This is a genomic window from Actimicrobium sp. CCI2.3 (assembly GCF_035019065.1).
GTDB lineage: Bacteria > Pseudomonadota > Gammaproteobacteria > Burkholderiales > Burkholderiaceae_D > Actimicrobium.
On record NZ_JASJWR010000003.1, the window covers coordinates 166,053 to 191,850 of the forward strand.

At 56.6% G+C, this 25,798-nt stretch carries 27 protein-coding genes; 18 read left to right on the top strand and 9 right to left on the bottom strand.

Annotated features, from left to right (window positions below):
• Nucleotides 1-38 precede the first annotated feature (38 nt).
• Entirely contained in the window at nt 39-701 is a 663-nt protein-coding gene (gene lexA / locus QN370_RS03135) for a transcriptional repressor LexA (protein WP_322125679.1), read from the bottom strand.
• Nucleotides 702-921: 220 nt separating this feature from the next.
• On the opposite strand from lexA, the gene rpsF reads away from it, so the two are divergent.
• The 7 genes from rpsF to QN370_RS03170 all read left to right on the top strand — a co-directional run bounded on the left by rpsF (nt 922) and on the right by QN370_RS03170 (nt 5,736).
• A complete protein-coding gene (gene rpsF, locus QN370_RS03140; RefSeq protein ID WP_009667710.1) occupies nt 922-1,290 on the top strand; it encodes a 30S ribosomal protein S6 in 369 nt (122 codons plus the stop codon).
• A gap of 15 nt (nt 1,291-1,305) precedes the next feature.
• A complete protein-coding gene (priB, locus tag QN370_RS03145; protein ID WP_322125680.1) occupies nt 1,306-1,626 on the top strand; it encodes a primosomal replication protein N in 321 nt (106 codons plus the stop codon).
• Nucleotides 1,613-1,903: a 30S ribosomal protein S18 gene (rpsR, locus tag QN370_RS03150; RefSeq protein WP_009667708.1), complete on the top strand. Its 291-nt coding sequence runs from the start codon at nt 1,613-1,615 to the stop codon at nt 1,901-1,903. Before priB ends, rpsR begins: the two co-directional genes overlap by 14 nt.
• 37 nt (nt 1,904-1,940) lie before the next feature.
• Nucleotides 1,941-2,393 (top strand): 50S ribosomal protein L9, encoded by a 453-nt coding sequence (gene rplI / locus QN370_RS03155; RefSeq protein WP_322125681.1) that lies wholly within the window; start codon nt 1,941-1,943, stop codon nt 2,391-2,393.
• A 131-nt stretch (nt 2,394-2,524) separates the two neighbouring features.
• Nucleotides 2,525-4,036, top strand: a complete 1,512-nt coding sequence (locus QN370_RS03160; RefSeq protein WP_416172095.1) for a replicative DNA helicase — start codon at nt 2,525-2,527, stop codon at nt 4,034-4,036.
• 21 nt (nt 4,037-4,057) lie between these two features.
• The gene (locus QN370_RS03165) at nt 4,058-4,684 is read left to right on the top strand and encodes a DUF47 domain-containing protein (protein WP_322125682.1); all 627 of its coding nucleotides are present in this window, start codon (nt 4,058-4,060) and stop codon (nt 4,682-4,684) included.
• 44 nt (nt 4,685-4,728) lie between these two features.
• A complete protein-coding gene (locus tag QN370_RS03170) occupies nt 4,729-5,736 on the top strand; it encodes an inorganic phosphate transporter (protein WP_322125683.1) in 1,008 nt (335 codons plus the stop codon).
• A gap of 35 nt (nt 5,737-5,771) precedes the next feature.
• Here the strand turns inward: QN370_RS03170 and QN370_RS03175 are convergent, their stop codons facing one another.
• From QN370_RS03175 to QN370_RS03190, 4 genes are all read right to left on the bottom strand, one after another.
• On the bottom strand, nt 5,772-6,935 hold the full coding sequence (locus tag QN370_RS03175; RefSeq protein WP_322125684.1) for an ice-binding family protein: 1,164 nt from the start codon (nt 6,933-6,935) through the stop codon (nt 5,772-5,774).
• Nucleotides 6,936-7,213: 278 nt separating this feature from the next.
• Entirely contained in the window at nt 7,214-9,643 is a 2,430-nt protein-coding gene (locus QN370_RS03180; RefSeq protein WP_322125685.1) for an ice-binding family protein, read from the bottom strand.
• Between the two features lie 101 nt (nt 9,644-9,744).
• Nucleotides 9,745-10,974, bottom strand: a complete 1,230-nt coding sequence (locus tag QN370_RS03185) for a type II secretion system F family protein (protein WP_322125686.1) — start codon at nt 10,972-10,974, stop codon at nt 9,745-9,747.
• Complete coding sequence (locus tag QN370_RS03190) at nt 10,974-12,680, bottom strand: GspE/PulE family protein (RefSeq protein ID WP_322125687.1); 1,707 nt, start codon at nt 12,678-12,680, stop codon at nt 10,974-10,976. Before QN370_RS03190 ends, QN370_RS03185 begins: the two co-directional genes overlap by 1 nt.
• Nucleotides 12,681-13,157: 477 nt before the next feature.
• Between QN370_RS03190 and QN370_RS03195 the strand changes: the two genes are divergently transcribed.
• The 11 genes from QN370_RS03195 to QN370_RS03245 all read left to right on the top strand — a co-directional run bounded on the left by QN370_RS03195 (nt 13,158) and on the right by QN370_RS03245 (nt 21,278).
• Nucleotides 13,158-13,601 carry a type II secretion system protein gene (locus tag QN370_RS03195; RefSeq protein ID WP_322125688.1) on the top strand — a complete coding sequence of 148 codons (444 nt, stop codon included), beginning with the start codon at nt 13,158-13,160 and terminating at the stop codon, nt 13,599-13,601.
• Between the two features lie 17 nt (nt 13,602-13,618).
• Nucleotides 13,619-14,119 carry a type II secretion system protein gene (locus QN370_RS03200; protein WP_322125689.1) on the top strand — a complete coding sequence of 167 codons (501 nt, stop codon included), beginning with the start codon at nt 13,619-13,621 and terminating at the stop codon, nt 14,117-14,119.
• Nucleotides 14,109-14,696, top strand: a complete 588-nt coding sequence (locus tag QN370_RS03205) for a type IV pilus modification PilV family protein (RefSeq protein WP_322125690.1) — start codon at nt 14,109-14,111, stop codon at nt 14,694-14,696. Before QN370_RS03200 ends, QN370_RS03205 begins: the two co-directional genes overlap by 11 nt.
• Nucleotides 14,683-15,519, top strand: a complete 837-nt coding sequence (locus QN370_RS03210; protein ID WP_322125691.1) for a PilW family protein — start codon at nt 14,683-14,685, stop codon at nt 15,517-15,519. The genes QN370_RS03205 and QN370_RS03210 overlap by 14 nt, the downstream gene beginning before the upstream one ends.
• Entirely contained in the window at nt 15,500-15,949 is a 450-nt protein-coding gene (locus QN370_RS03215; protein WP_322125692.1) for a PilX N-terminal domain-containing pilus assembly protein, read from the top strand. The genes QN370_RS03210 and QN370_RS03215 overlap by 20 nt, the downstream gene beginning before the upstream one ends.
• The gene (locus tag QN370_RS03220; RefSeq protein WP_322125693.1) at nt 15,950-16,975 is read left to right on the top strand and encodes an agglutinin biogenesis protein MshI; all 1,026 of its coding nucleotides are present in this window, start codon (nt 15,950-15,952) and stop codon (nt 16,973-16,975) included.
• A complete protein-coding gene (locus tag QN370_RS03225) occupies nt 16,972-17,643 on the top strand; it encodes a PilN domain-containing protein (protein ID WP_322125694.1) in 672 nt (223 codons plus the stop codon). Before QN370_RS03220 ends, QN370_RS03225 begins: the two co-directional genes overlap by 4 nt.
• Nucleotides 17,643-18,308 carry an MSHA biogenesis protein MshJ gene (locus QN370_RS03230; RefSeq protein ID WP_322125695.1) on the top strand — a complete coding sequence of 222 codons (666 nt, stop codon included), beginning with the start codon at nt 17,643-17,645 and terminating at the stop codon, nt 18,306-18,308. Before QN370_RS03225 ends, QN370_RS03230 begins: the two co-directional genes overlap by 1 nt.
• Nucleotides 18,293-18,697, top strand: coding sequence for an MSHA biogenesis protein MshK (locus QN370_RS03235; protein ID WP_322125696.1), 405 nt, complete (start codon nt 18,293-18,295; stop codon nt 18,695-18,697). The genes QN370_RS03230 and QN370_RS03235 overlap by 16 nt, the downstream gene beginning before the upstream one ends.
• A complete protein-coding gene (gene mshL / locus QN370_RS03240) occupies nt 18,694-20,424 on the top strand; it encodes a pilus (MSHA type) biogenesis protein MshL (protein ID WP_322125697.1) in 1,731 nt (576 codons plus the stop codon). Before QN370_RS03235 ends, mshL begins: the two co-directional genes overlap by 4 nt.
• Before the next feature lie 179 nt (nt 20,425-20,603).
• Nucleotides 20,604-21,278, top strand: a complete 675-nt coding sequence (locus QN370_RS03245; RefSeq protein ID WP_322125698.1) for a tetratricopeptide repeat protein — start codon at nt 20,604-20,606, stop codon at nt 21,276-21,278.
• Between the two features lie 61 nt (nt 21,279-21,339).
• Here the strand turns inward: QN370_RS03245 and QN370_RS03250 are convergent, their stop codons facing one another.
• The 4 genes from QN370_RS03250 to QN370_RS03265 form a co-directional block, all read right to left on the bottom strand.
• Entirely contained in the window at nt 21,340-23,031 is a 1,692-nt protein-coding gene (locus QN370_RS03250) for a PhoH family protein (protein WP_322125699.1), read from the bottom strand.
• A 230-nt stretch (nt 23,032-23,261) separates the two neighbouring features.
• The gene (locus QN370_RS03255; protein ID WP_322125700.1) at nt 23,262-23,738 is read right to left on the bottom strand and encodes a peroxiredoxin; all 477 of its coding nucleotides are present in this window, start codon (nt 23,736-23,738) and stop codon (nt 23,262-23,264) included.
• 53 nt (nt 23,739-23,791) lie between these two features.
• Nucleotides 23,792-24,733, bottom strand: a complete 942-nt coding sequence (locus QN370_RS03260; protein ID WP_322125701.1) for a polysaccharide deacetylase family protein — start codon at nt 24,731-24,733, stop codon at nt 23,792-23,794.
• Between the two features lie 6 nt (nt 24,734-24,739).
• On the bottom strand, nt 24,740-25,792 hold the full coding sequence (locus tag QN370_RS03265; RefSeq protein ID WP_322125702.1) for a bifunctional UDP-4-keto-pentose/UDP-xylose synthase: 1,053 nt from the start codon (nt 25,790-25,792) through the stop codon (nt 24,740-24,742).
• Between the last annotated feature and the right edge of the window lie 6 nt (nt 25,793-25,798).

Here is a 25,798-nt window from a genome sequence, read left to right on the forward strand (position 1 = left end):
TGCTCCGGTCAATGCAAGAAGCCGTGCTCAATCCTGATTCAGTTCCAGCTGCGCAGCAATCCGACCGCCAATCCTTCCAGTGAAAAATCATCCCGTTCAGGGTCAATGCGGATAGCTGCGAAGTCGGGATTCTCCGGCAGCAGTTCGATCATTTCACCGGTCTTGTGATAGCGCTTGACCGTGACATCGTCGCCAAGGCGTGCCACGACAATCTGCCCGTTGCGGGCACTGTCGGATTTTTTGACGGCAATCAGGTCCCCGTCGATGATGCCGGCATCGCGCATCGACATGCCGCGGACCTTCAGCAGGTAATCAGGCTTGGCAGTAAACAGGGAGGGGTCGACCTGATAGGTTGCTTCGACATGTTCCAGCGCCAGGATAGGTGACCCTGCCGCAACCCGTCCGACTAACGGCAAACTCAGTTGCATCAACGCAGGGTGCGGCAGCACAAGTTGATGGTTATGTCGCTCGGTGGCCAGTTCGACGGCTGACTTGATCAGCCTGATGCCACGCGATGTGCCCGGTGAAATTTCAATCGCGCCTTTTCGTGCCAGTGCTTGCAAATGTTCTTCGGCAGCATTGACCGAGCGAAAGCCAAGTTCCCTGGCGATTTCTGCGCGTGTCGGAGGAAATCCGGTATTGGTGATGGCGTCACGGATCAGGTTCAGGATCTGTTCCTGCCGCGCGGTAAGTTTGATCATGATGATGACAGCGTCGCTGTGTGGATAAACAGGCTGTAGTTTTATACAGTGAGCGGTCAAATGCAAGTCATTACAGGGTTGGCATCAACCATTTCCGGGCAAACGGGCGTAATCATTGAGTTTTGTCAGCTTTGCGGGTATCCTTGCCGACTTTCCTCTTCCCACACTCGTCTTGACGCCGGGGTGGGCGTTATTTTCAATCCGTCCAACAGGAGATTGCATGCGTCATTATGAAATAGTATTTATCGTCCATCCGGATCAGAGCGAGCAAGTGCCCGCCATGATCGAGCGCTACAAGGCTGTCGTTGCAGCCCACAGTGGCGTTGTTCACCGCGTTGAAGATTGGGGTCGTCGTCAGATGGCTTACCTGATCCAGAAGCTCGCCAAAGCACACTATGTTTGCATGAACATCGAATGCGACAACGAGACCCTGGTCGAAATCGAAACCGGTTTCAAATTCAATGATGCAGTCCTGCGTCACCTGACCGTCAAGCTGAAGAAAGCCGAAACCGCTCCTTCGCCAATGATGAAGGCAGTACAAAAGGAAGATGCGGCCAAAAGCCATCGTTCCGAGGCACCTGCAGCGTAATTGTTACCAGGAAGAGTGAATCAGCTTCAGTTTGTTGCCAGTATCGCCGAGCGTGAATTGATGCGCTACACACCGGCAGGCATCCCGATCGTGTCCGCGAAATTGCAGCACGCCTCGAAGCAAACCGAAGCCAGGGTAGAACGACAAGTCGAGTTCGAGATTTCCGCCATTGCAGCAGGCGAAATTTCAGGCCGGTTTGATCAAGCCCCATTGGGTGCGTTGTTCCACTTCACCGGTTTCCTGGCGCGCAAGAACCGCAACAGTAAAAGTCTCGTGTTTCACATCATTGATTTCGAACCAACCTCAGATACAGGAGCCTCAAATGGCATTCGGTAAAAAATTCGACAAGAACAAGCTCAAGCTTAAAGAAAAACGCAAACAACAGAACCCATTGTTCAAGCGTAAGAAATTCTGCCGCTTCACCGCTGCACACGTGGAACAGGTCGACTACAAAGACGTCGATACGCTCAAGGATTTCGTTCAGGAAAACGGCAAGATCATGCCAGCACGCCTGACCGGTACCCGCGCTCACTATCAACGTCAAGTCGATACCGCAATCAAGCGCGCACGTTTCCTCGCGCTGTTGCCGTACACCGACCTGCATCACGCGTAACTGACGCAAACGTCAATTACCCAATTCGGAGAAAAATATGCAAATCATTTTGTTAGAAAAAGTCGTCAACCTTGGCAATCTTGGCGAAGTCGTCAAGGTCAAGGATGGTTATGCCCGTAACTTCCTGATCCCGCAACGCATGGCGCGTCGTGCGACCACCAGCGCTGTCGCTGAATTTGAAGTCAAGCGTGCAGAACTGGAAAAAATCGCTGCCGAGAAATTGGTCGAAGCCCAAGCCCATGGTGAGAAACTGGCCGGCATGACCGTTCAGATCTCGCAAAAGTCGGGTGTCGATGGTCGTCTGTTTGGTTCGGTAACCAATGCAGACATCGCCGATGCACTGACCAAGCAAGGTTTCGCTGTCGAGAAATCGCAAGTGCGCCTGTCAACAGGCCCATTGAAGACAACTGGTGATCATCCGATCCTGGTCGCCTTGCACACCGATGTGCTGGTTGAAGTAATTGTTTCCGTACTGGGTCAGCACGCTTAATTCTTGAGTGCAGTGCCTTGCAGAGAAGCCGGATTCGTCCGGCTTTTTTTATGCCTGTCAGAATCGTTGTCGCCGTAATATTGCAAGAATGCAGCCCGGGTCCGGCTTGCCCAGCAGGTATAATCCGGGTCATGAACAAACGTGAACGCTCCGACGCCCGCCCTGATTCAGGGCCTGAATCCCGTGGTGAATCTCGCCCTGAATCTCGCTCTGAATCTCGCTCTGAATCTCGCTCTGAATCTCGCTCTGATTTTCGTTCCGGTTCGCGCCCGGATATCCAGCTCGACGCGCTACGTGTCCCCCCGCATTCAATCGAAGCCGAGCAGTCCGTTTTGGGCGGTTTGTTGCTCGACAACGCGGCCTGGGACAGGATTGCCGACTTTATTCATCAGGACGATTTCTATCGGTATGACCACCGTCTGATCTTTCAGCACATCGTCAAGCTGATCAACGGGTCCCGACCAGCCGACGTGATTACGGTGTTCGAGTCGCTCACCGGCACCGGCAAGGCAGAAGAAGTCGGTGGCCTGTCTTATCTGAATGCGCTGGCGCAGAACACGCCATCGGCTGCCAACATTCGGCGTTATGCCGAGATCGTGCGTGACCGTGGTGTGCTGCGCAAGCTGATCACCGTGGCCGATGAGATTTCCGGCCAGGCGTTCAATCCGCAAGGCAAGGAAGTCAAGCAGATGCTCGATGAAGCCGAGTCCAAGATCTTCGCGATTGCCGAAGAAGGCTCGCGTGGCGCACAGGGCTTCCAGGAAATCCAGCCGCTGCTGACCCAGGTTGTCGAGCGTATCGACGAGCTTTATAACCGCGACAACCAGAGCGATATCACCGGCGTGCCAACCGGTTTTGCCGACCTCGACAAGATGACCTCCGGCCTGCAACCGGGCGACCTGATCATCGTCGCCGGTCGTCCGTCGATGGGCAAGACCGCGTTCTCGATCAACATCGGTGAGAACGTCGCGATCGACACCGGCTTGCCGGTCGCCGTGTTCTCGATGGAGATGGGCGGCACCCAGTTGGCGATGCGGATGCTCGGTTCGGTTGGTCGCCTCGACCAGCACCGTCTGCGCACGGGAAAACTGGCCGACGAAGACTGGCCGCGCCTGACCCATGCGATCCAGAAGATGAATGATGCCCAGCTCTACATCGACGAAACGCCAGCCTTGAATTCGATCGAATTGCGCGCGCGTTCACGGCGGCTGTCGCGCCAGTGCGGCAAGCTGGGTCTGATCATCATCGACTACCTGCAACTGATGTCAGGAAACACCGCCGGCGAAAACCGCGCGACCGAGATTTCCGAGATTTCTCGAAGTCTGAAAGGCCTGGCCAAGGAATTGAATTGCCCGGTGATTGCGCTCTCCCAGCTCAACCGATCGCTGGAACAACGGCCCAACAAGCGGCCGGTCATGTCCGACTTGCGCGAATCCGGTGCCATCGAGCAGGACGCCGACGTGATTCTGTTTATCTATCGTGATGAAGTCTACAATCCCGACTCGCCCGACAAGGGCACCGCTGAAATCATTATTGGCAAACAGCGTAACGGGCCGATCGGCAGTATCCGTCTGACCTTCCAGGGGCAGTACACCAAGTTCGACAACTACACCGGCAATGCGCCGCTGTACGGTGGCGACTAAACCCTTTTTGAGAGACAGACCATGTTCGGACGACTGATGCCCTCTGAGGGCAAGTTCTTTGAGTTGTTCAACCAGCACGCAGAGTTGTGCGTCAAGGGTGCCCGCGAAATGGTTGGTCTGATGACCAATTTCGATGACCTCGACATCCGCGTGCATGCGATCGAAGCGATCGAGAAAGAGGCCGACAAGGTCACGCACAACACGATTGAAATGCTGCACAAGACCTTCGTCACACCGCTTGATCGTGATGACATCCATCAGTTGATCACCCGCATGGATGACATCCTCGACTTGCTCGAGGATGCGGCCCAGACCATCTCGCTCTATGACATCAAGGCCATCACGCCGGAAGCCAAACGGCTGGCCGAACTGTGCCTGAGCTGCGCGGAAAAAGTGCAGGCTGCGGTAGCACTGCTGCCCAATATGAATAACTCGCGCGCGATCATGGACTTGTGTACCGAGATCGACCGGCTCGAATCGGATGCGGACCACGTCATGCGTGCCGCGATGTCGAAACTGTTTCGCGACGAGCCGGACGTGCGCAACCTGATCAAGCTGAAAGCGATCTACGAAATCCTCGAGACCGTCACCGACCGTTGCGAAGACGTCGCCAATATCATTGAAGGCATCGTCCTCGAAAACGCCTGATTGGTCCGGCTGTTCGATGATGATTCGCTTTTAGAAAAGACTGCATGCAGACCCTCCAGATCAGTATCACTACGCTCGCCTTCCTGGTTGCTTTAGCCTTGCTGTTCGGCTTCATGAATGGCTTTAATGACGCTGCCAATGCGATTGCCACCGTCGTGTCGACGGGTGTCCTGAAGCCGCAGCAAGCGGTGGCAATGGCGGCGATTTTTAATTTCATTGCCATCCTGGTGTTTCATTTGCAGGTGGCAGGGACAGTGGGGAAGGGCACGATCGAGCCGTCGGTCGTCGATCACTACGTGGTGTTTGGCGCACTGGCGGGAGCGATCACGTGGAGTTTCCTCACCTGGTATAACGGGATTCCGTCGTCGTCGTCGCACGCGCTGATCGGCGGACTGATCGGTGCCGCCGTGGCCAAGGCTGGTACCGGTGCACTGATCGGGTCCGGACTGATCAAAACCATTGTATTCGTCGTGTTGTCGCCGCTGCTGGGATTTGTGTTCGGTTCGATCACGCTGCTGCTGGTGTCGTGGGTGTTCGTCAGGTCAACGCCGCGCCGGGCCGACAAATGGTTCCGACGTCTGCAACTGTGTTCGGCAGCGCTGTTTAGCCTGGGTCATGGCGGCAATGATGCGCAAAAATCCATGGGCATCATCTGGATGCTGCTCATTACCTCCGGCTACTCTGCCAGCACCGACGCGTTGCCGTGGTGGGTCGTCGTCAGTTGCTACTGTGCGATCAGTTTCGGTACGTTGTTTGGTGGATGGCGCATCGTCAAGACCATGGGACAGCGCATTACCAAGCTCAAGCCGGTGGGCGGCTTTTGTGCCGAAAGTAGCGGAGCGCTACTGCTTCTTGGAGCGACTGCAATGGGAATCCCGATCTCGACGACGCATACGATTACCGGTGCGATTATCGGTGTCGGTTCCGCTCAAAAAATGTCGGCGGTACGCTGGGTTGTCGCCGGTAACATCATCTGGGCCTGGATCTTCACGATACCGGCGTCGGCATTCATAGCGGCGGTAGCGTGGTGGATCGGGACCCAGATACTGTAGTTAGCATATCAAATCGGTGTTTTAAACAAGTGCTGTCACACCTCTTTTTTTTCTGTGAGCCAGATATTTTTCGCGCGGCGCTTTCTCAGACTCAGGAGACAGGTGCCAGCCAACAGCATTGCGTAAGTGGACGGCTCCGGCACCGCTGAGGTTGTTGGCACGTAACTTGGCTTGCCGTCCTTGCTAATATCGATGACACCTTTGCTGACGCATCCTGCTGAACCAATAACAGCACTGGCACCAGCCGAAACATAAGAGCGTGACAGCAACTGCCCGCAAAATGCGTCGCTGCCGCTAACGAGGGCATTGGCACCGACACTGATGTAGTCCTGCGCCAGAACTGTCCCGATGAATTCGGAACTTGCGCCAAGGCTGGCATAGCCCCCGGTATTCCAGATAACGGCGCTGCCGGGACCGGCATTGATCATGTCCACCTTTGTCGATGCCCCAGTGACCAGAATGTTGGCGATATTAAACACCCAGAGCTGGTTCGGTTTGTTTTGCCCGTCCAGAGTGAGGGTAGTTCCTGCCGTCGTCGACAGACTTGCCGCGCTATAGACACCAGACATCAGCGTTGTATTCGTGACCATGGTTGGGGCGAGTTTTAATCCGCCGCCCAGGTTGTTCAGCATTCGTTGTGTCGTCTCGATCTGAGCCGCATCAGCAACGACTCTTTCGTTGATGACCGCCGTCAGATTCGGTATTGCCGGCGATAACGACAGAGTCATTTTCAACGGAACGATGGCAGATGCAGCGACACTAATCACGCCAACAGCACCGACGTATTTGTCGACGATGGCATTGGCACCTATGCTAGCCGCACCGCCTGCAACCACATGGCCGGCGACGACCGATGTGTCGCCCGTCGTGGCAACGCCATTGGTAGTCACGTTCCCGCCTACGTAAGCATTAGCACCGATGGTTGCTGCGCCACTCGAGAGAATGTCGGAGCCCACGCTAGCGCCTGCACCGATTGTCGCGAGTCCGCCGCTAGTGAGATAACCGCCCACCGACGCCTTGCCTGCACCGATCGTCGCCGCACCCACCGACACGAGGTTTCCGGTGATGCTGGCATTTGCGCCGACCGTTGACACGTCACCCGACAGGAGACTGCCATAGACGATGGAATTAGCTCCTGTCGTGGCATAAATATCGGCGAATACCGACATGGTTTGCAAATCAGCATTCAGGATCGGCACAGCTGACGCGGTCAACGGCGCGAAACACAGCGCGATCAGTACGGGAAGTGCTAGTGGGGCAGACGTCATGATGGGGATGTTCTCTTGTTTTATGTCTAACTTTGTCGGTGACCAGTTGTAGACATACGTAACTTACCATTGCATTTTGGAAATGTATAAATAAATCGAGATGCAATTGTTAACAATTGCAAAAACGGTCCTGGCTGGCGCGATGGGTGCAAAGACTTGAAAAGTTTTCTTTCAAGACGTCGATGCCGGATGGTCGCGGACGGCAGTGATCAGTACATTTCCCGAAAAAAAATGACAGGACCAGCCTTGTAGACACCGATCCTTGCGCGTGCCATTGTGCTCGGCAGCCAGGCAACTCCTCCAATGCGGAGGTCGACGCTGCCGGTTCTTCCCGGGCCCGGAGCCGCGAGGCGGATGTCGGTCACGCCGTTCATCATCCTGAAGTCGGCGGGAGTCGCCGCCAGGGTGACTGCGGCATTGCAGGTGTTTCCGCTCAGCAGACTTTTCGTGCAATTGCTCAACATAACATTGCTTCTAAGAAATCTGCTGTTGTTATCCGTCGTACTGTTGATGTAGCCACTGTCACCCAGGTATTGCGCGTGGACACGCATTGGCAAAGGTAATAGTTCCGAACCATAGTTGTTGGCAATAAGCAGACGGCCACTGACGACCAACAATCCGCCTTCGATCGAGAGCGGACCGCGCAACGATGTCACGCCATCGTTATCTCTGACACGCAGAAAAATGGCAGTCGGTTTCGCCACGCCGGAGATGTCGGCTGGATACGACGAAGCAAAACTGTAAGCGAGCGTTGAGGGTGTGGCTGCGCCGTTGGTAAATGCCGTGGCTGGCAACGTGCTGTTCATCAGCGCATTGCCAGCAGGGGACGCAGGCGGATTTTGCTGGTCGCTGTCTCCTGCCGTGCGCCAGGCACTGAGCATAGCCGGACGCGCAAACAGGTCGGCGTAATTGCGGGTCAGTTGACCAGAAAGACTGCGTGCGGTAACGGTTATCCCGAACGGTTGTCCCGCATAAATAAATCCGGCCAACGGACACGTCAATCCGGTCGGGCAAGCCATCGGTGCTCCGTCAAGGATGACAGTATCGAAATGATCAGGCACAAAACGGCCGACGTTGTCGCTCAAGCCACTGACTGACAAACCATCCGGGCCGCTCCCCGTGCCGAGGTAACCGTCCGCCAGGCGGACATTGAGCCGGATAATACCGACCTCGCTCCAGGTCAGATCGGTAGCGCGGGCACTCCCCCCTGAAAACGTACCCAGGCTTCCGCCTAGTGCCGGCAATGTCCCGTTGGCCGGTGCGACTAGCGTCGCGGTGAGCAAGACATCTTGCGGCAAGGCTTCCCGGCCAAAATTCGGAGTTGGGTTCCCAATCTGGTTCAATGCCGTCACGCTTGCCGAGAATGCACCTCCGGCAGCCATGAACACGGAGCCGTTGGCATCTGCCGCGGCAGGATTGACCCGGCTGGTAGCCGCACTTTGCGCAATCTGATTCATTGAAAAGCGGGTCGGGGCAACAATGAAGCTATTGCTTCCTGTAAAAATGGCCGCGCCACCGGATTGGTAACTGGCGTCGAGTCTGAGCTTGCCGGCATCGGCGTAAATGAGTGTGGTGCTGGCCACGCCGGCCGAATTGAAGTTGAGGGGCAAGGCGACGCCGCTGTCCGAGCAGGGCTGGTTGGCGCTGGCGGCTAGCGCGACATTGGCACCGAGACGGACAGCAAGTGTGCCACGGGACGGATCGAGATAACTGCATCGGAACACGACGGTTCTGGTGAGGTTGACTGGCGCTGCCGCGCAAGGCACGGAAGCATCACTGGCGTTGACCATGCTGAGGGAAATGGTCTGTGCTGTCTCGGCACGGTGATTCGGTACCGTGAACAGCAGACGGCACGCCGCTGTGGTTGAATCGGGCAATGGTCGCTCTGGAGGCGGCGAGACTGGCGTATCCTGACCACCGTTAAGTCCATTCGTGCCCTCATTGCCGCTTCCTGTGCACGAGGTACTGTTGACCGTATCCGAGATCATCGTTACCGCTGCATTGAGTGCCAGTGCCCGGCCGCAGGTGATGGTGGCATTCCCATTTAAAGTAATACTGGTCACTGCCAGCAGGTTGCCGGCGAACGTGGACGGCGTATCAAGTGTTGCCGACGAACCCACTACCCAGTAGACGCTGGCTCCGGTGCCGGTATTGACCACCTTGACGATCGAACCCGGGGACGTGATCAGCGTGGTGGACATCAGGAATACCCACCGTGCTGCGGTGTTGCCGCCACCATCGAGAATCAATGTGCGTGTCAGATTGGTCGCGCCAGCGGCAACCGTGTACACGCCGGGCCCCAGAATCATGTCATCAAGATTGGCTGCAAGCGGTATGCCCGGACCGAGTTGTTGCAGCATGCCGATCGCGGTGCCAAGTTGGTCATGGGCATTGCCTGCCACCGGACCGGCCGAATAAGTTGTGCCCTGGACCACACCCGGGCCGAATCCTGTGATGGCAGTGCCTGGACTGACACCCGCATCGCCAGTCAATACCGTCATGCCGGTGCTGGTAACCGTCGTGGCAGCCAGGACGGAAAATCCAGCCAGTACCGGTGGCAATATCGGTGCGGCATGGACGGGTAGGGCGCAGACAAATACGCTTAGCGCAACGGCGTAGGTAAAACACATTTTGGACATGGATGACAATTTTCGGGAAGGGCAAGGGTGATAAAGGACGAGAAATAAAGGACAAGAAATACAGGACGACAAATACAGGACGAGAAATACAGGACGAGAAATTATTTCTTCATTGCGACATTGCCGAGGTCCCATATCGGCAGGAAGATGCCCAACGCCAGGATCAGAACCAGGCCGCCGAGTGCGACGATGAGGATGGGTTCGATTTTTGCCGACAGGGTTTTTAGTTCGTAGCTGACCTCGCGCTCGTACATATCGGCGATTTCATTCATTAACTTGTCCAGTTCACCGGTTTCTTCGCCGACAGAAATCATCTGAAGTACGATCGGCGTGAAGACACTGGCAGCTGCTGCGGCACGATAAATGCTCTCGCCGCGTTCGACGCTTTCACGCATTTTTTCCACGCGGCGGGCGATATACGTGTTGTCAACCGTATGGGCAACCACTTTAAGCCCGGCGACGATAGGGACACCGCTTTGGCTGGACATGGCAAAACTGCGCGCGAAACGGGCCAGTGCACTTTTTCTGGTGATGGTACCGATCAGCGGAATGCGTAGTTTGAAACGATCCCATTGAAGCAAGCCCGCCGAGGTGCGCAGGACAGCGCGGAGGCCAGCCCCGGCGATCGCCATGATCGCCAGCATGAACGGCCAATAATGTATGACCCAATCCGAACTGGTAATTAACAAGCGCGTCATCAGTGGTAACTCGGCGTGAAAGCCGGCATACACCTTGGAAAACGCAGGAATGACGAAGAGGTCGATCACGCCGATGGCGACGATGATCGCGGTCACGACAAAAGACGGATAACGCATGGCCGCTGTCACTCGCTGCTTCATGTCGCGTTCAAATTCGAGATGATCGAACAGCCGCAGGAAAATCTCATCGAGCCGTCCGGTCATTTCCCCGACTCGCACCATGCTGGTGTAAAACACGGAAAACACGTCCGGATGGCGGCGCATCGCAAACGAGAGTTCGCGTCCTGCATCGAGCGATTCGCGAATGTCGACCAGTACCCGTGCAAAAGAGGGATTGATTGCACTTTCTTCCAGCCCCGCAAGACTGCGCATGATTGGCACGCCCGCTTTCAACAAGGTATGGAATTGTCGGCTAAACAGTTGCACATCCATCGTTGAGATGGCCGGTCTGCGCAAGCGCGCCCACAATCCGGGGGCATGCTGACCGCGAACCCGGCTCGTCCTGACAATATCGATGGGAGTAAGTTTCATACCAAACAAAAGACTGGCCACGGCATTGCCGTCATCGGCATCGAGCGTTCCTTCTTCAAGCATGCCATTAGCATGGCGCGCTTTGTAAGCATAGAGCGCCATCAGCTATCGCTCCGTTTGCTGCCGATGAACATCGCTTCGCTGACCGTGGTTTTGCCAGCGCTCGCCAGGGCGATCACGTGGCTACTCAACGATTCACCGGCCATTTGATGCGCGGCGATCTGGCGGAACAGCCCGGCATCGTTATTCTGTGTGGCAGCCACAAGCTCGTCGCTCATTTCAAGCATTTCATAGACCCCGGCGCGCCCGTGGAAGCCGGTGTTGTTGCAGTGCGAGCAGCCGCGGCCGCGGTAGTAGCGGAAGCCATCGACGCTGGCCCCGAGTGCGCGTGTCAGCCAGGCGCGTTCGTTGGCGAGCAAGGTGTGGTCTTCCCGGCAGCTGTCGCAAATGACGCGTACCAGTCGCTGTGCAACAACCGCTTGTAACGCACTGCCGACCATGTAGCCGGGCACTCCCATGTCGAGCAAGCGTATTGGTGTGCTCATCGCATCATTCGTATGCAGTGTGGAGAGCACCAGATGTCCGGTCATCGCGGCACGCAGGCTGATCTGCGCCGTTTCGGTATCGCGAATTTCGCCGACCAGCACCACATCCGGATCCTGGCGCAATGCGGAACGTAAGACCCGGGCAAAGCTCAGGTCGATCTTGTCATTGACCTGGACTTGATTGACACCGTGCAGTCGATATTCGACCGGGTCTTCGACCGTGATGAGCTTGCGCTCCATGATGTTGAGTTCGGCAAGCGCGCCATACAGCGTGGTGGTCTTGCCGCTGCCGGTCGGACCGGTCACCAGCACCAGTCCGTTTGGTCGCTGGATGATATTGCGAAAGCGCGCCAGCATCGCTGTCGGCATGCCAATGCGATCGAGGTCGAGGATGCCGTCACGTTGATTGAGCAGGCGCATCACCACGGATTCGCCGTACTGCGTCGGCATCGTTGAAATACGGACATCGATCTGGTGCTGCTTGACCTTGATCGTGAAACGGCCGTCGTGCGGAACGCGCTTTTCTGAAATGTCGAGATGCGCAACGAGCTTGAGCCGCAGCGCTAACGGTGCTGCGATACGGATGTCCGCTTCGGTTTGCAGATGCAGCACGCCGTCGATGCGAAAACGGATGTGCAAGCGCTTTTCCTGCGGTTCGATGTGGATATCGGACGCGCCAACCATCGTGGCGTCATCGAAGACAGACTGCAGCAACTTGACGACGGGTGCATCTTCCAGGCCTGTCGTGGTGCCGATCTCGCCGAAATCGACCGGATTATCGTCGAGGTCCTGCTCCAGTTCGCGTGCCAGTCCCGAAATTTCGCCTGTGCGGCGATAGAGGCGATCGATCATTTCCAGCAGTTCGCGCTCATTGACGACGGCCAGCGTGATGTCGCGTTTGAGAAGTCGCGTGATCTCGTCGTACGCAAACAGATCGGTTGGATCTGCCATGCCAATGAGGACGTGATCACTCTCTTCGCGCAGGGCGATGGCACGAAATCGACGTGCCTGTATTTCGGGCAACAGCGCTAGCGTCTCCGGCCGGATCACGATGCCCCTGAGCTGGATATGCGCAATGTTGAACTGACTTGCGAGCGCGTCGCACAAGGCTTCCTCACCGACCAGTCCGCTGTCGATAAACACGCGGCCCAGCTTGCCTCCCGTGCGTCGCTGGCGCTGCAGCGCAATCTGCAACTGGCCTTCGGAGATAAGTTTCTGATTCAGGAGGATTTCACCGAGTCGAATATTGGCAGGTTTTGTCATGAAGATTTTCTTGTTGGCGACTTATTCAGATGGCGAGTTACAAGATCGGTTGGCGAGTAGTAAAAGGAGCCGCTGGCTTTGAATAAAGACATGAAGTTTTTCTCGGATGCCATGGATTACGGCGCTTTACCGGTGGAGTAGGAACTCTCTCCGGAGAGAATGTTGGTCACTTAAATACTGGCAAGTAAAAAAGATAGATCAATAAGTAGATTCCGTAACTCCATAATTAAATGACATATTTATTTTTAGCAAGTGTACTATCGGCCAACAGTAACTTGCGAGTAAATGTTAAGTACTGCAAAAAATAAATCATATTTTTAATAGTAGGTATTTATTACTTACTATCAGTTTCAACGTCATTCAAATAAAGCTTTTTAAAAGAGTAATTGAATAAATATACTTAATGCATATTATTTAATTCGACATCTATTCCCATTTCGGCAATAGAAAATTGATTTACCTGATAAAGGGCAGCAAATGCATATCAACAAAAAGCAGTCTGGTTTTACTCTGATCGAGCTTGTGATGGTGATCGTTATCCTCGGCATCCTCGCAGCGGTAGCGCTGCCAAAATTTGTTTCGCTGGGAGCAGATGCGCGAATTGGCGTGATGAAATCCGTGGAAGGGTCGATGCGGTCGGCAAATGCAATGATTTATGCGAAGGCAGCGGCCGCTAGCCTGTCGGGTGCGACCGGGATCATCACGAATAACGGTGTGGCGATCAATGTTGCCTACGGCTATGCAGCGACGGCGACCGATCTTGCAGCGGCGATGGATTTGATACCGGCGACTGATTTTACGCTGGCTGCCACGACCATTACCCATGCCGGTGCAGTCACGCCGGCTGGTTGCCTGATTACCTACGTTCCTGCAGCAGCGACCACGGCACCAACCTACACACTGACCAGCACCGGCTGTTAAAGCGTACATCGACAAGAATGCCACCGGCTCTCTCAATCAATCCGGTCATTGTCGAAGCGCTCCCAGGGCAGCGTGCGGGCAGCGCGGGATTTACGCTGGTTGAAATGCTGATGGTGATCGTGATTATGGGCATTCTTGCCGCATTCGTGGCACCGCGGATAACGCAAAGCCCCGAGTTTGCAGCACGCGGTTTCGCCGATCAGGTGAAAGCAACTTTGCGCTATGCGCAAAAGTCGGCGATCGCTCAGCATCGGTATGTGTGCGTCGCCTTTTCGGTCAACAGCATCGGACTGACGGTCAACGCGGTACCGACTTGTCCGGGTACCGGGTTGGCGTCGGCTGACGGGAGTGCGGTGACGCGGGTAGAGGCTTTGCATGACGGCGGTTTCGCGGCGATTCCATCAGACTTTTATTTCGACGCGCTAGGGCGACCGGGGACAGACACGGCGCAGCGTCTGCGGATTGTCGGGATGGCCGACGTGATCGTGATTGAAGCAGAGACCGGTTATGTGCACTGAGGCTGTTCGCGGCAAACAGGCCGGATTGACGCTCATCGAATTGCTCATGTTCATCGTCATTGTTGGCATCGGGCTGGCAGGCATCTTGTCCGTGATCAACCTGACCACCGGTGCCAGTGCGGATCCGTTAATCCAGAAACAATCGCTGGCCATTGCCGAATCGCTGATGGATGAAATCACCTTGCAACCTTTTACACTTTGCGCCTCCGATGATCCGTCTTCGGCAACAGCAACGACGGCCAAGGACTGTGCCGTATCCGGCCAGAACGGCGGTGCATCGCCAGTCAAGTCACGTTACAGCACTTCGGCCCCGTTTAACCATGTCGCCGATTACGACGGTTTCAGCATGAACGCCTCCAACGGTGGTATCCGCAACATCGCCAACGAGCCTACCGGCCAGGCTGGCTATGCGGTAACGGTCGCGGTGCGTGGACAAGGATTGCCGTCGGTGTTGGCAGCGCCGGCAATTGCTCAGGACGCGTCCCTTCTGATTGCCTTGACGGTGATGGGGCCGGACGGTCAGTCGGTTGTGCTGGAAAGCTTTCGCACCCGGTATGCGCCCAATGCGTTGCCGTAGCGCGATGCGAACGCCAGCGGGTCGTTCCCAACGGGGTTTTACGCTGATCGAGGCCATCATGGTGATCGTGGTGACCGGGATCATCGCGGGATCGGTAGCGATCTTCATTCGCATACCGGTGCAGAGTTATTTCGATCTGGAGCGACGCGCCGAGATGACCGATTCCGCCGATACGGCGTTGCGTCGTATGGGCAGGGAGATACGTTTGTCGTTACCGAACAGTGTCAGAGTGAGTGCAGATGGCTATGCCGTTGAGTTCTTGCACACCCATTCCGGAGGGCGGTACCGCGTTGCCACCACAGCGTCCGGGGGCGGTAACATTCTTGATTTCAATCGGCCTGACACGTCTTTTGACGTCCTCGGCCCACCCGTCGCGCTGGCACCCGGCGACCAGGTCGTCATCTACAACCTTGGCGTGCCCGGCGCAGATGCCTATGAAGACCCGCATGCTGGCGTGCCGCATGTACGTCGTGCCTATGCCGGGCCAGCCGGTAATCAGTCGTCAGTGGTAGTGAGCACCGACAGCGTATTTCCGTTTGATTCACCCGGACATCGTTTTCAGGTGGTCGATACGCCTGTGACCTATCGTTGTCGCGGCGGCATCCTGTCGCGCTATGCCGGCTACCCGATCAGTCAGGTCCAGCCTGATCCGCCCGTCGGCGGTATCGTGTCCATGCTGGCCGAGCATGTCAGCGACTGCAGTTTCATGTATGCCCCGGGGGCGATGGAACACAACGGACTGGTAGCAATGCGTCTGGACATCACCAGCAAAGATGAAACGCTCACGCTGTATCACGAAGTGCATGTCAGCAATGTACCGTGATCATCCGGTTCCCGAACGCGGTTTTGCCCTGCTTGCAGCGATTGTTTTGCTGGTGTTGCTATCGACCATCGGCGTGTTCATGGTGACGCTGTCGACAGTCCAGCACACCACGGCCAGCCAGGACTTCCAGGGAAGTCGCGCGTATCAGGCCGCCCGCAGCGGGGTTGAGTGGAGCATGTACCAGGCGCTGCAAAACAGGCAGTGTGCCGACCAGTCCGATCTGATCCTGCCAGCAGTCACGCTGGCGAACTTTACTGTCCACCTGCGCTGTTTATCGCACAGCTACGAAGAAGGGGATCAACAGATCACGGTCTACCAGATCACCGCGATCGCGCAGTCGGGCGTCGCTGGTAGCAGCAGCTACGTCGAGCGCCAGTTGTCGTCGACGCTGAGCCTCTGTTTGCTTGACGGAGTACTTTGTGCGGACTGAATGGCCGACCCCGATACGACACGGGCATCCCTGTACCTGTCAAACAATAACAGTCCTTGTGAAAGCTTCACCATGAAGATGTTTGGTTTTCCCCGCAAAAAGAGTCCTGGCTGGTTTGCCATCAGCTGCCAGCTTGATGGCGTGGTGGTCGTGCACATGACCCGGGCGGCGGAAGGCTTGCCGGTGGTGCGTGCGATTCGCTTCATCGAGATTGGGATGACCACACTGGCGTCGGTACTTGGTCAGGTTGCGCGGCAATGCCAGTTGCAAGGTGCCCGCTGGACGCATCTGCTCGCCATTGGTGAATACCAGATGTTGACGGTCGACTTGCCCAACGTGCCGGCGGAGGAGCGCAAGCTGGCGGTGCGCTGGGTGGTCAAGGACATGCTTGAACAAGCGGTCGCCGACACCACACTGGATGCACTGGCGATTCCCGTTGATCCGAACGGCGCGGGCCACAACGCCACCATGTTCGTCATCGCGGCGAGCAACCGCTTTATCGAACATCGCCAGGGCTTGTTTGACAAAGCCGATATCGGGTTGGCTGCGATCGACGTGCCTGAATTAGCACAACGCAATATTTCTGCATTGCTTGAGCCGGAAGGGCAGGCACTGGCGCTGTTGTCGTTTGGAGCCGACGGCGGACTTGTCACGATTACTTTTCGCAAGGAGCTCTACCTGTCGCGGCGCATGGATATCACGCTGCTGCAATTGCAGCAGGACGATCCGGAACAATTACTCGCCGCGCATGAACGGATCGCGCTCGATTTGCAGCGTTCTCTGGATCATTTTTACCGACAGCATCATGCGATCCGTCTGTCCGGATTGGTCCTTTGCCTGGCCGGTGCGCACGCTACAAGATTACAGAGCCATCTGCAATCGAGCTTGTCTACGTCGGTGGGGACCTTGTCGCTCGAGTCCATCGTTGATCTGAGCTTGACGCCGGAACTGAGTATGCCGGACATGCAGCAGCGCTATTTGATGGTGCTCGGTGCCGCCTTGCGTCAAGACGAGAAGTCGGCATGAGTCAGCAAATCAACCTGTTCAATCCAGCCTATTCGCGGTCGCGAAAAAACCTGTCGGCTGTGCTGATGCTCCAGGTGCTGGGTGCGATCGTGGTGGTGGCGTTGCTCGTTACAGCCTTGTTGCCGATGCTTTTTTTCAGTCTGGAAAAACAGGCACGTGAGGCGACGTCAGCGCGGGAAGTCGTGGAAGCCCGGTTGCTGAAATTACGCAAGGACGATACGGCCGGCGTACGCGACCGTCTTCTTGATGACAGGATACGGACAGTCAGCAGCGAGATCCGCTCGATGCAACAAATCATCGATGCGTTGGGTAAGGATTTGAGCAGCGATACCAATGGCTATTCGTCGACTCTGCAGGCGTTTGCGCGTCATGGCGTCGATGGATTGTGGTTGACCGGGTTGAGTGTGGCCGGTAACGGTCATGACATGCGGTTGCAGGGAAGGGCGTTGCAACCCGAGCTGGTCGCCGTCTATCTGGCAAACTTGAAGAGGGCACCGATTCTCAAAGGCGTTACTTTCTCGACGCTGGACATCGCCTCCGGTACCGGTATCGGCTATGTGGAATTTGATTTGCGCTCGACGGGCATGCCCGAGAACAGCGCGATAGCACTGCCGCCCGGACTGGTCCCTTTTCCGACCTCGCTAACTCCCTCAGGAGCAAAACCATAATGAGAGCCGTTCTGCAACGGTTGCGCCGTGCTGTCGATACGCTGAGCCTGCGCGAGCGCGGCGTCCTTTTTTTGGGTGCCTTGCTGGCGCTGGCGCTGAGCGGAAAAATTTTCCTGTTTGATCCGCAGTACGCGCGCCAGCAAAAACTACACGATCAGATTCGCGCCGATACGGCAAAAACGGCTGTCATGCATGCCGAAATCACCCATCAAATGCAAGGTCGGGTCAGTGCTGCGGACGCCGTCAAGCAAGCGATGCTCGCTGCGTTGCAAGGTCAGTCGCAGGGCTTGCGGGGCGAGCTATCCGATATCAACCGCCTGCTGGTCAAGCCGGATGACATGGCGGCTTTGCTGGGCGACATCCTGATGCGCCATCAGCGTTTGCGACTGGTGTCGTTCACGACACTCCCCGCGACCAACCTGCTTGCTGGCCTGACCAGCGCGGCAAGCACGCCGGCGAATCCTGGTGACATTTACAAGCACCGCGTCGAGCTCGTCGTGCAAGGAAATTATCTCGACATGCTGACCTATATGGTCGCACTGGAAGCCATACCGTCCCGCCTGTTCTGGGCCAAGGCGGTGCTGCATGTCGATACGTACCCCGAGGCGACGCTCACCCTCAGCCTCTTCACGCTGAGTCTGGACAAAAAATGGTTAAGCCTGTGAGGCGCGCCTGCTTCGTGCTGGCCTGCCTGTGCAGCGCATCCTGTGGTGCCATCGCCCAGGCATTGACTGATCCGACCCGGCCACCAGCGGCGATGATGCGCCGTGCGGAAGGGCACGCCGCATCCGATTCGGCGACCGCGCTGCGTACCGCCACACTCCAATCGATTCTGATTTCACCTGCGCGGCGGGTTGCCATCATCAGTGGCGTCACCGTCGCCTTGCATGAACGTTTTGGCGACGCCGTACTGGTCGCCATCGGCGAGTCGGAAGTGACCTTGCGCAGCGGCAGAACCGAAACAATTCTCAAGCTTTATCCCGATGCGCTCAAGCTGACCGACCACCCGGTTACCGCTTCACCACCTTCCCTACAGGTCCGTCATTCATCATGAACAAGTTATTTTCCTGCGCGCTGATCATTGCCTTGAGCGGTTGCGCATCGCCATTGCCAAAGCGCGAGACCTACGACCTGATGAATGCCGAAATGGCCCGGGCGGTTGCGACGCGAGCTGTCGCTGCTCACCCTGACGACGTGGCCGCTGCCTTGATGCCGCCGCTCGTCAGTGCGCCGTCGCTGCCACCTCGTGGTGTCGAGGAGCGCTTCAATCTGTCGTTTAACAATGTTCCGGCAAGCCAGTTTTTCCGCTCCATTGTTACCGGCACACGCTACAGCATGCTGGTTCATCCGGAGGTCGTCGGGTTCATTTCCGCGAACCTGAAAGATGTCACGCTGTTCGACGTGCTCGAGGCGGTACGCGAACTGTACGGGTACGAATACAAGGTCGACGGCAACCGTATCTACGTTAAACCGCTGAGCATTCAGACCAGTATTTTTCAGGTCAATTACCTCAGCAGTAACCGCAAGGGCAGTTCCAGCATCCGCGTCACTTCCGGTTCGGTCAGCGATGTCACGGCAGGCAACAGCGCCACGCCGTACGCGCCGGCAGCGACCCAGAAAAGTGGCAGCCACGGCATCGACAGCAGCAACATCAACACCACCTCGACCAGCGATTTCTGGGCCGAGCTCAAGGGCGCGCTCGACGCGATTGTCGGCCAGCGCGAAGGGCGCAGCGTCGTCATCAGTCCGCTCTCCGGCGTGGTCGTGATCCGGGCCATGCCGGACGAATTACGCAATGTTGCGACCTTCCTGAAGGCGACCCAGTTGTCGGTCGACCGTCAGGTAATTCTGGAAGCCAAGATCATGGAGGTCGAACTGAACGACAGTTTCCAGTCCGGTATCAACTGGGCGGCCTTCGCACCGGCGACCGCGGGTCGCAACAGCCGCGCAACGCTGGGTTTTGTCGCGCCGGGTGGCAGCCTGTCGCCAGTATCTGCCAATGGCGGATCCGCCACTGCGCTGGCCGGTGGCGTCAATGCGCTCAATGGCATCGCCGGTACCACGGCCACTGTGGCCAATGCGGCGGCCGGTTCGTTGTTCGGACTGGCATTCCAGAGCGCCAATTTCGCGGCGCTGATCTCGTTCCTCGAGTCGCAAGGCAACGTGCATGTGCTGTCGAGTCCGCGCATCGCCACGATGAACAACCAGAAGGCCGTGCTCAAAGTGGGTACCGATGAATTTTTCGTCACCAAGCTGATCACGACGCCGGGTACCAGTTCCGGTAACACGACCACCGGCACGACCACGACGGTCGATGTGCAGCCGTTCTTTTCGGGAGTATCGCTGGACGTGACACCGCAGATCGATGACAGCGGCAACATCACGCTGCATGTCCATCCGTCGGTCAGCAAGGTAACGACGGTCGACAAGATCATTAACCTGGGTAACAACAATGGCACGCTGAGTTTGCCGCTGGCCTCAAGTGCGATCTCTGAAACCGATAGCGTTGTTCGTGGTCAGGATGGCCGCATCATCGCTATCGGCGGCCTGATGCGGCAGTCGTCCTCGAACGATCGGTCGCAAATTCCGGGTGCGGGCGATGCGCCTGTGATCGGTGGACTCTTCCGAAGCACAGGGCAGATCATGCAAAAACGTGAACTGGTGATCCTGATCAAACCGACCGTCATCTATAGCGACAATAACTGGTCTCAAGATATGCTCGACACCCAGCAGCGCATGCAGAGCCTGGTGCCGCACGAAAGTGCTGGTGGGCGCCAATGACGAAGTTGCACCGGTCAGGCGATTCAAACCCAGTGACGGTGTGGCAGCGAATAGGGATGGCCGCGATGTGTTACGCCATCCCCTTGGCGGCGTCCCTTGTGCCGTCGACGTCTCGTGCAATACCGCCCGCGATCTTTGCAGCGATGCCTGTTCCCGTCGTGCAGGATCGGCAACTTCGCATGAGTACGGCGCTCAATTTACCTGCCACAGAGTTGCGCACCAAGAGCAGTACAACGGTACCTTCAGTTCCTGAGCCAGCCCTTCTGGAGAAACAGTTCACGAGGCAGCAGCGTGCTGACAATGCGTATCGAAGCGCAATTGGTCTGATCGAGACGGGTCGTGGTTCACAGGCAATGGTGATCCTGGAACCTTTGTTACTGGACAATCCTGCTAACAGTGCGGCCCGCCTGTTGCTGGCTGGCCTGTTGATCGAAAATAATCGGTTGAACGAAGCCCGTTGGCGATTGCAGGCAGGGTTGGAAATCGAGCCGCTTCATCTCGAGATGTCGATGATGCTGGCACGTTTGCAGGTCAGTTACGGAAACGTCGAGGAAGCTATTCGCACCTTGCAAAAAGTGGCGGCAGTGTCAAACGGGCAAGCTGGTTATCTGAGCTTTCTTGCTGCTTTGTTGCAGCGGGAGTCGCGCTACCGTGTGTCAGCAGAACACTACGCGCAAGCATTGCGGATCGAACCGCAGAACGGACTCTGGTGGATGGGTTACGGCATTGCGCTGCAGGCCGATAATCAACGCGAAGCAGCGTTGGAAGCCTTTCGTCTGGCTCGAGATTCGCCCGGATTGTCCGTTCAACTCAGGGCTTTTGTCGACCAAAGCATCTCCCAGATTTTGCGTTAAGCAAAAAAAACGGCATCCGAACTTCCGGATGCCGTTTTGCCTTGCGCAGCGAATTGAACCGTTACAGCACTTCACTCGCGTGATCAGCTAACCGTGAGCGCTCGCCACGCGCCAGCGTCACATGCCCGCTATGCGCCCAGCCCTTGAAGCGATCGACCACATACGTCAGGCCGCTCGATCCTTCGGTCAGGTACGGCGTATCAATCTGCGCGATGTTACCGAGGCAAATGATCTTGGTGCCGGGACCGGCGCGGGTGACCAGAGTTTTCATTTGCTTGGGCGTCAGGTTTTGCGCTTCGTCGATGATCAGGAACTTGTTGACGAAAGTACGACCGCGCATGAAGTTCAGCGACTTGATCTTGATGCGTGAGCGGATCAGGTCTTGCGTGGCGGCACGGCCCCATTCACCGGCATCCGAATCGGACTTGTTGAGTACTTCGAGGTTGTCGTCGAAGGCACCCATCCATGGCGACATTTTTTCCTCTTCGGTGCCCGGCAGGAAACCGATATCTTCACCCACCGGCACCGTCACGCGGGTGACGATGATCTCGTTGTAGAGTTTGGTTTCGAGTACTTGTGCAAGGCCAGCGGCGAGGGCCAGCAAGGTCTTGCCGGTACCGGCCTGACCGAGCAGGGTGACGAAATCGCATTCCGGATTCATCAGCAGGTTGAGCGCAAAGTTCTGTTCACGATTGCGTGCAGTGACACCCCAGACGTTGTTTTTGTTGTGGCCATAGTCGCGCAGTGTTTGCAGCACGGCGGTCTTGCCGTTGATCTCGCGGACCTTGCCGTAGAACGCCGGTTCGCCGTTCATCGGCTCCATGTACACGAACTGGTTCATCAGCATCGCCGGGACCAGCGGACCGGTCAGCCGGTAGAACGTCGTGCCGGTACCGTTCTTGTTCTCTTGCCAGGACTCGATCCCTTTGCCGTGCTTGTTCCAGAAATCATCCGGTAAATGCAGGATGCCCGAGTACAGCAGATCGGTGTCTTCGAGCACATGGTCGTTGAAGTATTCTTCGGCTGGCAGACCGAGTGCACAGGCCTTGATGCGCATGTTGATGTCTTTCGACACCAGCACGATGGCCCGGCCCGGAAATTGGGCTTCGAGTGCGCGCACCACACCAAGGATCTGGTTGTCCGCCTTGCCGACCGGCAGGCCTTCGGGCAACACGATGTTTTGTAACTTGGTCTGGAAGAACAGGCGACCCCTGGCATCCTTGTTGCCGAGCTTCGACAACGGAATGCCATCCTCGATGCTGCCCCCATCCATGTTGCCGACCAGTGCATCGAGCGAGCGTGATACTTGCCTCGCATTGCGCGCCACTTCGGTCATGCCTTTTTTGTGATCGTCGAGTTCTTCGAGCGTCATCATTGGCAGATAGACGTCGTGTTCCTCGAAGCGGAACAACGAGCTTGGATCATGCATCAGCACATTGGTGTCGAGCACGAACAGCTTCGTGACGCCACTCTTGTCGGCGCGGCGGCTGATTACTGATTTGGGCTTGGCGATGGCACCTTTGGCTGGCTTGAGAGCACTCACCTTGGCTTTGACTGCCGGTGTCGCAGGCAGGGCCGGAACAACGGGTGCCTGCGGTGTGCGAGCAGTCGGGCGCGTCAGGGCTTCCATTTTGCGTGGGGTGGTCACGGTCGGCATCGTGAACGGCTTGACGATCGTTGATTTGTCCGCTTTGGGGTAATCCGTTGGCGACAGCAGGGCAGCGGGTTTAGTCGGTAATTTTGGCAGTGGCATCAGGACCTCGATCTAAATACGGTTGAGCGATACGCATGCCTTGGGGCATGGCGAACGGGGTCTAACGGTAGTAACAGCGGTAACGGAAAACGTAAGGATAACGGCAAGCGAACAAGGTGCAGGCGAACAAAGTACAAAAAGCCGTTTGAGGCCGGGATGGTGGTCCTGGTCTCAAACGGCTTTCGAAAAGCGGATTCTTTAGTTGAATTCAATGGGTGTCGGTTCTCGGTCTAGGCTAAGGCCTTCACAAATTCCAGTACATCATCGACGTGTCCGGGGACCTTTACTCCACGCCATTCTTTCACCAATTCGCCGGCACCGTCAATGATAAATGTGCTGCGTTCGACGCCGCGCACAGTCTTGCCGTACATGCTTTTTGATTTCATCACCTCGAACTGCAGGCACACGACTTCGTCAGGATCGGAGATCAGCTCGAACGGCATGCCGAGCTTGGCCTTGAAACCTTCGTGCGAGCGCAGACTGTCACGGCTGATGCCGAACACGATGGCATTGGCGGCTTCAAACTCCGGATACAGATCGCGAAAACGCATGCTCTCGGCGGTGCATCCCGGTGTGTTGTCCTTCGGGTAAAAAAACAGGATGACGGTCTTGCCAGCGTGGTCGGACAAGCGGAACGGCTGCGTCCCGGTAACCAGTGCGGAAAAATCTTCAACGATCTTGGTTGCTACAGAGGGGCTATCAGCCACGTGATTCTCCTGGTCGTTTCATGGTGTGTGTCAGCATTGCAGCGGGTCGGCGTTCAGGCAGCTTGCAGCAACAAATCACCCGATCGACCGGGCAAGGTGCCCCATGCAATCGGATTGACCGGCAAGTCGCGCTGGCCAATGGCCTGGTGGTAGTCGGTCATTGCAGCCAGTTCATAACCCTGCGCGCGCCATCCGCTAAGTAACTGGTCGAATATGGGGGCTAGTTTTTGTCCTTCAAGCTCTGCATGCAAGGTGTAGACGTGATCGCGTGGCGACGCGGTCAGGCGCAACAGCACGGCGGCAATATTGGCCGTCGTCACCAGTTCGCCCCCAATGGTCCGGCCCAGCAGTTCATCAAGGGTCGGCAATGTGGTTGGCATCTGGATACACGACAAGGTCTCGCCATCGATGCTGAGCCGGTGCGGTCCGGCATCGGCATGCGACAGACTGCCATCGTCACGGAGTGGCGCGCGCTCGTCGGACGCATAGGCAATGCCGAAGGCATCGAGCTGCCTGAACGCATGCGGATTCATTTGCCAGCCGGCGGCACCGTGGGTCTGTGGCGCATAGCCGAAGACATCGGTGAAGCGATCATACGAGCGCTGCATCAGACCTTGCGTCCACGTTGCATCCTGCTGGCGCACATGGTCTTGCCAGACCACATGATCCCAGGTGTGGATGCCGCATTCAAAGCCGGCCTGATGCACTGCACGCAATTGATTTGCACACAATTGACCGATATCCGGTGCGGGCAGCAGCACGCCGTACATCAGGGTTTTCAGGCCATAGTGTTCCAGCACCGACGTGCGCGATACCTTCTGAAAAAAGCCGGGCCGAAACGCCCGCCGCATGGCCCAGCCGGTGTGATCCGGGCCCAGCGAAAACAGAAAGGTGGCGCGCGCATCATGTTTTTGCAACGTGCGCACCAGGTTCGGCACGCCTTCGCGGGTACCGCGAAAGGTGTCGACATCAATCTTGAGTGTGATCAGAGGCAAGGAATATCAATCCATCAGTGCGCGGGCAGCGGCGACTTGTCCGCGGTAAGCGTCAAAAATATTACGCAAGGTATCGGCCATCGTGGTGGTCGGATTCCAGTCCAGTTCTTCGCAGGTGTTGGTGATTTTTGGCACGCGGTTCTGCACATCCTGATAGCCCTTGCCGTAGTACGCCGCCGAGGTGGTTTCGATCAGTTCGACCTTCTTGGCTGAGTCGGCGTATTCCGGATAATCGGCGGCCAACGTCAGCATCATCGCGGCGAGGTCGCGGATCGAGTAGTTGTTGACCGGGTTGCCGATGTTGTAGATCTTGCCGGTGGCGATGCCATCCTTGTTGGCGATGATCTTGATGAGCGCGTCAATGCCGTCGTCGATATACGTGAAGGCGCGCTTTTGCTCGCCGCCATCGACCAGTGAAATATTCTCGCCGCGCACGATATGGCCAAAGAATTGCGTGACCACGCGTGAGCTGCCTTCTTTTGGCGTGTGGATCGAATCGAGTCCGGCGCCGATCCAGTTGAACGGACGGAACAGCGTGAAGTTCAGGCCTTCCATGCCATAGCCCCAGATCACGCGATCCATCAGCTGCTTCGAGCACGAATAAATCCAGCGCGGTTTGTTGATCGGGCCGCAGATCAGTTCGGATTCTTCCGGATCGAATTCGTCGTCGTGGCACATGCCATAGACTTCCGAGGTCGACGGGAACACCAGATGCTTGCCGTATTTGGCAGCCGAGCGAACGATTGGCAGGTTGGCTTCAAAATCCAGTTCGAACACGCGCAACGGTTGCTTGACATAAGTTGAGGGCGTGGCGATCGCTACCAGTGGCAGGATCACGTCGCATTTCTTGATGTGGTATTCGACCCATTCCTTGTTGATCGTGATGTCGCCTTCAAAGAAATGCATGCGGGAGGTGAAGTCCGGATTGTCCAGCAGATCGGTGATGCGGTCGCTCATCATGTCCATGCCATAGACGTGCCAGTCGGTGGTTTCGAGAATACGCTTGGACAGATGGTGGCCAATGAAACCATTGACGCCGAGGATGAGGACTTTTTTCATGAGGAT